We start from the raw sequence: 6,555 nt of genomic DNA, 5'->3' as shown, positions 1-6,555 counted from the left end.
GTCGGCGACCGCGTCCAGGAAGGCGCGTACCAGTGCTTCCGGTTCGGGCAGCCGGATCCGGCCGGGGCCGGGCAGCGGCACGGCGTGGCCCTCGTGGGGCAGGGCGGCGGCGACGGCGCGCAGGTGCCCGACGTCGTCCGGGTCGAGGGGGCCGGCGCGCCAGGCGTCGTGGCCCGTGGCGGTCAGGCCGGGCAGCAGCCTGCCGCGGGCGGTCAGCCGCAGGGCGTGCAGGGCGGCCGCGCCCCAGCAGGCCGTGGCGGGGTGGGCCGCCGGGTCGTGCCGGGCGCGCACGAGGAGCGGCAGGGCCGCGTCGAGCGGGAGGGTCAGCGCGGGGGTGGTGCGCCGCCGGACCCCGGCGGCGCCGTGCCGTCGTACGACGGTCAGCTCGGCGGCGGCGGTGTGCTCCGGGTCCCCGGCGGGCAGGGGTTCGCCCTCGGGGTCCCAGAAGGCGATGCGTCCCTCGCGCGGGAGGGGCGCGGGCAGGAAGACGGCCGGGAGGCGGACCGGGACCGTCACGTCCCCGGCCCGTTCGGCTGTCGGAGCCGTCTTACCCATACGTCCTGCCACCTCCCGCCCCGCATGTCGGATCAGTCGTCTCCGACTCTACGGGCGGGCTCTGACAATCAGCCCCGGCACCGGCCCAGGCCTCCCGGCACCGGCATCCGCATCGGCACCGGCACCGGCACCGGCACCGGCACCGGCACCGGCACCGGCACCGGCACCGGGCCGGAGGCTAGGGCACGGTCCGGGCTACGACGTACACCCAGGGGTAAGCGGGGTTGGACAGGTCCACGACCACGTCGTGGGTCGGGGCCGGGTTCTTCTGCCGGTGGACGAAGCCGTACCAAGCATCGGTCGTGGCGAACTTCCAGCCGGTGACCTTCCGGTCGCGGGCGCCGATGGTGACGGCGCCCTGCTTCAGGTCCTTCCGGGTCACGCCCAGGCCGGTCAGGTAGGCGTCCAGGCCGGCGGCGTTGGTCTCGAACTGGGTGTAGAGGCGGCTGGTCTTCCAGTTGTTGGTCTCGTAGTACGCCACGTGCCAGGCCGGGTGCGGGACGGGTACCTGGTAGATCCGGCGCTGGAGCTTGGAGGGCCAGCCCTCGGTCAGGCCGGTCGCCGAGTACTTCGCCTCCTTGTCCCTGCCGCTGTCGCGGCTCTGGTTCGCGGAGATCACGAGGTAGCCGGCCGGGACGCCGATGAGCAGCACGATGATCAGCAAGGTGAGGGCCCTGCGGCGGATCATGTGACGGCGGTCCTCGACCGGACGGTCCGGCTCGTCGGGCCAGGATCCCTGGTGGGGCAGGGATGCGGTCACGGCGTCTCCTGGGTACTGCGGAGCGACTGCGTGTACCGCTCGTACCGCTCGTAGCGCTCCACGCGGCGGCGCTTGGCCCGGCGGAAGCGGCGGGCGACCAGCCGGGCGAGGTCGGCGGCGCCGACCATGCCGGCCTCGGGCCCGAGCTGGGCCCGGACGATACGGGCCTCGGGACGGTAGCCGCGGCCGGTGAGGTGCCGCTTGAAGGCGTCCCGGGCCGGGCCGATCAGCAGGTCGTCGGCGGCCGAGACACCGCCGCCGATCACGAAGCAGGACGGGTCGAGGGCGGCGGCGAGGTTGGCGATGCCGACGCCGAGCCACTGGCCGATGTCCTGGAGAAGCTCGATGCACATGGCGTCGCCGTCACGGGCCAGCTCGGTGATCATCGGACCGGTGATGTCGCCGATGCTGCCCTTGACGTGCTCGATGATCCCGTACGCGACGGGCGAGTCGGCGGCGGCCAGCTCGCGGGCCTCGCGGACCAGGGCGTTTCCGGAGCTGTACTGCTCCCAGCAGCCGCGGTTTCCGCAGGGGCAGCGGTGGCCGCCGGGCACGACCTGCATGTGGCCGAACTCGCCGGCGACGCCGTACTTGCCGCGCTTGACCTGGCCGTCCTCCAGGATCGCGCCGCCGATGCCCGTGCCGAGGGTGATCATGACGAGGTGGTCCTCGTCGCGGCCGGCGCCGAAGCGCCATTCCGCCCAGGCGGCGGTGTTGGCGTCGTTGTCCACGAGGACGGGGACGGAGAGCCGTCCCGAGAGGCGGTCGCGGAGCGGTTCGTTGCGCCAGGACAGGTGGGGGGCGAACAGCACGCGGTTGCGGTCGGCGTCCACCCAGCCGGCCGCACCGATGCCGACGGCGTGCACGTCGTGCCGGTCGGAGAGGTCCAGGACCAGCTCGGCGATGGTGTCCTCGACGACCTTGGGGCTCTTGGACTTGTCCGGGGTCTCCGTGCGGAGCATCTCCAGGATGTTGCCGTCGGCGTCGACGACGCCCGCCATCACCTTCGTACCGCCGATGTCGATGCCGACCGTGGGCACGCGGGGCGCCGTGAGGTGCGAGCGGCGCTCCCTGGTGCCGACGGTGCGGAGCACGGTGGCACGGCGGGAGCCGATGGGGGCGGTGAAGTCGCGGTAGGTGCTCATCGCCGCCGATTCTGCCTCACGGTGAGGGCGTGTGCGGAGCGGGGCAGGGGCGCGGTGGTGCGGATCATTGCCGGGTGCGGTGAGTGGTGAGTTGCTCGCGCCCACGCGGCGCAGCCGCACATCGGCACGGCCCCGCGCCCCTCAGCGGCATGACCGTCACGGCCGTACGAGCAGCTGGAACTCGAACGAATAGCGCGTCGGGCGGTAGGTGTGTGTGCCGTACTCCACGGCCCGGCCCGTGTCGTCGAACGTGACGCGTTGCATGGTGAGCAGCGGCGCGCCCGTCTCCTCCGCCAGGCGGTCCGCCTCCGCCGTCGTCGCCGCCCGGGCGCCGATCGACTGGCGGGCGCTGTGCAGGGTGATGCCCGCCGCTCGCATCAGGCGGTAGAGGCCCGTGGTCTCCAGCTGGTCCGTGTCGAGGTCGAAGAGACCGGGGGGCAGGAAGTTGCAGAGGTAGGCCATGGGCTCGCCGTGGGCGAGGCGGAGGCGCTCCACGCGGTGGACGTCGCTGTCCTCGGCGACACCGAGTGCGGCGGCGACCTCGGCGGAGGCGGGGACGAGCTTGTTGACGAGGACCCGGGTGGCCGGGCGCTGGCCCGCCGCTTCCAGGTCGTCGTAGAGGCTGCTGAGCTCCAGTGGGCGTTTGACCTGGCTGTGCACGACCTGGGTGCCCACGCCGCGGCGACGGACGAGGAGGCCCTTGTCGACGAGCGACTGGATGGCCTGGCGGACGGTCGGCCGGGACAGGCCGAGCCGGGCGGCGAGTTCGATCTCGTTGCCCAGCAGGCTGCCGGGGGTCAGCGTGCCGTGCTCGATCGCGGCCTCCAGCTGCTGGGACAGCTGGAAGTACAACGGCACGGGAGAGCTGCGGTCCACGCTCAGCTCGAGCTGCACGGTCGGGTCCACTTCTGGTTTCGGCACGGGCCGAGCGTAGCTCCGCGCGCTGTTGACGGGAAGTCGTGTAGTCAGATTGTCCGGACATACAGATTGACAGCGGCGAGTTGGGCACGCACTTTGTTTTCATGCGCATCGGCGTCATCGGTACGGGCCGCATCGGCACCATCCACGCGAACACGCTCAGCCGTCATCGCGACGTCGGCTCCTTGATCCTCACGGACGCGGACTCCGCGAGGGCCCAGGAACTGGCGCACCGGCTGGGTGAGACGGCGGCGCCCGGCGTGGAGGAGATCTTCCGCTGGGGGGTCGACGCGGTCGTGATCACGACGGCGACGTCGGCCCACGCCGAACTGATCGGTCGGGCAGCACGCTCGGGCCTGCCGGTGTTCTGCGAGAAGCCCATCGCGCTGGATCTGCCGGGGACCCTGAGCGCGATCTCCGAGGTCGAGACGGCCGGGACGGTTCTCCAGATGGGCTTCCAGCGCCGCTTCGACGCGGGCTACACGGGCGCGCGCGAGGCCGTGCGCTCCGGCCGGCTGGGGCGGCTGCACACCGTGCGGGCCCTGACCAGCGACCAGGCGCCGCCGGACGCCGCGTGGCTGCCGCTGTCCGGCGGGCTGTACCGGGACACGCTGATCCACGACTTCGACGTCCTGCGCTGGGTGACCGGCCGGGAGGTGACGGACGTCTACGCCGCCGGGTCCGACGCCGGTCCCCGGATGTTCCGCGAGGCGGGCGACGTCGACACCGCCGCCGCGCTGCTCACCCTGGACGACGGCACGCTCGCCACGCTCACCGCGACCCGGATGAACGGGGCCGGCTACGACGTGCGCATGGAGCTCGCCGGGGAGCGCGACCAGATCGTGGTCGGCTTGGACGACCGTACGCCGATCGCGTCCACCGAGCCGACCGGGCCACCGGCAGCGGACAAGCCGTGGACGGGCTTCCTGGAGCGCTTCGGCCCCGCCTACGAGGCCGAGCTGAACGCGTTCGTGGAGGTCGTCCGGGGCGAGCGGGCCAATCCGTGCGACGGGCGCGAGGCACTGCAGGCGCTGCGGATCGCCGAGGCGTGCGAGCTGTCGCGGCGGGAGCGCAGGCCGGTGCACCTCGCCGAGATCGCCGGCACCTCCCCCGCGTTCGTCTGACGGCGAGCAGCGGCGGTCAGCGCTCTTCCTGCTCCTCCTCCAGGAGCCCCGCGTCGTAGGCGAGCAGCGCGATCTGCACCCGGTTGTTGAGGTCCAGCTTGGCCAGGATGCGCGAGACGTGTGTCTTCACGGTGGCGACGCTCATGAACAGGCCGGTGGCGATCGCGGCGTTGGACAGGCCCCGGCCGACCGCGACGGCGACCTCGCGCTCGCGGTCGTTGAGGACGGCCAGGCGTTCTCGGGCGCGGATGCGGCGGGTGTCGGCCGCGGTGCCGACGGCGTGCCGCATCAGCTGGCGGGTGACCGTGGGCGACAGGACCGGGTCGCCGGCCGCGACCCGGCGCACCGCCGCGAGTATCTCGGCCGGCGGGGTGTCCTTGAGGACGAACCCGGCGGCACCCACGCGCAGCGCGCGCAGCACCTGCTCGTCGGCGTGGAACGTGGTGAGCACCACCACCTGGGGGGCGTCGGCGCGGGCGCGCAGCCGCTCCGTGGCCGTGAGACCGTCCACCGTCGGCATCCTGATGTCCATGAGCACGACGTCCGGGCGGGTGCGGTCGACGAGGGCCTCCGCCTCGGCGCCGTCGGCGGCCTCGCCGACGATCTCGATGTCGTCGGCGCCGCCCATCATGAAGGACAGCCCGGCCCGCACCAGCGGATCGTCGTCGACGAGGAGCAGTCTGATCGCAGTCATGGGCCCTAAGTAATCACGACCGGGCCGGGCGGCGGCGCACAAGTCGTCACCTCCACGGCAGCCAGGCCCGCACCTCGAACCCGCCCTGCGGGGTGGGCCCGTGCTCCAGCCGGCCGCCCGCCAGGTTCGCCCGCTCCGTGAGGCCGATCAGGCCCTGACCGGAGCCGGGGACGGGTGGCACCTCGCCCTCGGGCGGCGGGTTGTGCACGCAGACGGTGAGGCCGGTGCCCGGCGCGCCGGTGACGGTCACCGTGACCTCCGTTCCCGGCGCGTGCTTGCGCGCGTTGGTCAGGCCCTCCTGGGCGATCCGGTAGGCGGTGCGGCCGACGGAGGACGGGACGGCGGCGGGATCCTCTACGCGGTGGTTCAGGACGACCTTCATGCCCGCCTCCCGTGACTCGGCGACCAGGGCGTCCACCGCCGCGAGGGTCGGCTGCGGTCGGCCGGTGTCGTCGGATTCGCCCGCGCGCAGCACGCCGATGATCTCCCGCAGGTCCTGGAGCGCGTCGTGCGCGCTCTCCCGGATCACGCCCGCCGCCCGGGCCGTCTCGGCCGGGGGCGCGTCGGGCCGGAACTCCAGGGCGCCGGCGTGCACGCTCAGCAGGGTCAGCCGGTGGGCGAGCACGTCGTGCATCTCCCGCGCGATGGCCTCGCGGGCCAGCCGCTGCGCCTGCTCGGCCCGCAGCCGCGCCTCCGTCTCGGCGCGCCGGGCGCGGTCCCGGAGACTCACCATGAGCTGCCGCTTGGCCCGTACGAACATGCCCCAGCCGACGATCGCCACGGTGAGCAGCACGGCGAAGAGGACGATCAACAGGTAGGGGACGTCCGGTTCGGGGCGCAGCCAGTAGTAGAGCGGGACCAGCGCCGCGTTGATACCGCCCACCCAGGCCACGGAGCGGAAGGGGCGGTGCACCGCGAGGGTGAACAGGGCGATCAGACCGGCGCCGCCGGCGGTCTCCGAGACGAAGGTGACGGGCGTCATCGCCACGGCCAGCCCCAGCGGCCAGCGGCGCCGAAGCCAGACCGCCGCGCAGGCCAGGGCACCGATCAGCTGGTCGACGACGGCGAGTTCGTTGGGCACGTGGGGGTTGTCGGCGAGCGCCTCCACGGCGGTCGCGCCCACCACCACGGCCAGCAGGAAGCTGGAGAAGTCGACGACCCAGTCGCGGGCGGTGCGCCGGGGCCGCCGCCCGGCCCGCGCGGCGTCGGGGTCGAGTTCGTGCAGGAGGGCCGACGGGAAGAACCATCTGCGCCCGGTGAACAGCGCGGGCGTCTCTCCCATCGGCAGGGGGGAGGCGTGCCCCACGTCGTCACCACTCACGAGGGCCAAATCTACGCAGCAAGAGCCCGTCCCACCGG

The 6,555-nt window shown here is 73.3% G+C and carries 6 protein-coding genes and 1 pseudogene; 1 reads left to right on the top strand and 6 read right to left on the bottom strand.

The window, feature by feature from the left end:
• From C1J00_RS35910 to C1J00_RS35895, 4 genes and pseudogenes are all read right to left on the bottom strand, one after another.
• Positions 1-555 (bottom strand): annotated as a pseudogene (locus tag C1J00_RS35910) (ATP-dependent helicase); the annotation flags it as partial.
• A gap of 178 nt (positions 556-733) precedes the next feature.
• A complete protein-coding gene (locus tag C1J00_RS35905; RefSeq protein WP_102913130.1) occupies positions 734-1,315 on the bottom strand; it encodes a sugar kinase in 582 nt (193 codons plus the stop codon).
• The gene (locus C1J00_RS35900) at positions 1,312-2,460 is read right to left on the bottom strand and encodes an ROK family glucokinase (protein ID WP_102913129.1); all 1,149 of its coding nucleotides are present in this window, start codon (positions 2,458-2,460) and stop codon (positions 1,312-1,314) included. Before C1J00_RS35900 ends, C1J00_RS35905 begins: the two co-directional genes overlap by 4 nt.
• 156 nt (positions 2,461-2,616) lie before the next feature.
• Positions 2,617-3,354 (bottom strand): GntR family transcriptional regulator, encoded by a 738-nt coding sequence (locus tag C1J00_RS35895; RefSeq protein ID WP_180989818.1) that lies wholly within the window; start codon positions 3,352-3,354, stop codon positions 2,617-2,619.
• 128 nt (positions 3,355-3,482) lie between these two features.
• Between C1J00_RS35895 and C1J00_RS35890 the strand changes: the two genes are divergently transcribed.
• Positions 3,483-4,502: a Gfo/Idh/MocA family protein gene (locus C1J00_RS35890; RefSeq protein ID WP_102913127.1), complete on the top strand. Its 1,020-nt coding sequence runs from the start codon at positions 3,483-3,485 to the stop codon at positions 4,500-4,502.
• A gap of 16 nt (positions 4,503-4,518) precedes the next feature.
• On the opposite strand, the gene C1J00_RS35885 is transcribed toward C1J00_RS35890, so the two are convergent.
• Positions 4,519-5,196, bottom strand: coding sequence for a response regulator (locus C1J00_RS35885; protein WP_102913126.1), 678 nt, complete (start codon positions 5,194-5,196; stop codon positions 4,519-4,521).
• Positions 5,197-5,242: 46 nt separating this feature from the next.
• A complete protein-coding gene (locus C1J00_RS35880) occupies positions 5,243-6,478 on the bottom strand; it encodes a sensor histidine kinase (RefSeq protein WP_102913131.1) in 1,236 nt (411 codons plus the stop codon).
• Positions 6,479-6,555 lie beyond the last annotated feature (77 nt).

The sequence above is a fragment of the Streptomyces cahuitamycinicus genome, from assembly GCF_002891435.1.
Taxonomy (GTDB): Bacteria; Actinomycetota; Actinomycetes; order Streptomycetales; family Streptomycetaceae; genus Streptomyces; species Streptomyces cahuitamycinicus.
This window is presented reverse-complemented; position numbering and strand designations above follow the sequence as displayed.

Bases quoted from the DNA above. Each gene is read 5' to 3' on its own strand.
- C1J00_RS35885 (WP_102913126.1), bottom strand. From the start codon at position 5,196: ATGACTGCGATCAGACTGCTCCTCGTCGACGACGATCCGCTGGTGCGG.
- C1J00_RS35900 (WP_102913129.1), bottom strand. From the start codon at position 2,460: ATGAGCACCTACCGCGACTTCACCGCCCCCATCGGCTCCCGCCGTGCC.
- C1J00_RS35890 (WP_102913127.1), top strand. From the start codon at position 3,483: ATGCGCATCGGCGTCATCGGTACGGGCCGCATCGGCACCATCCACGCG.
- C1J00_RS35880 (WP_102913131.1), bottom strand. From the start codon at position 6,478: ATGGGAGAGACGCCCGCGCTGTTCACCGGGCGCAGATGGTTCTTCCCG.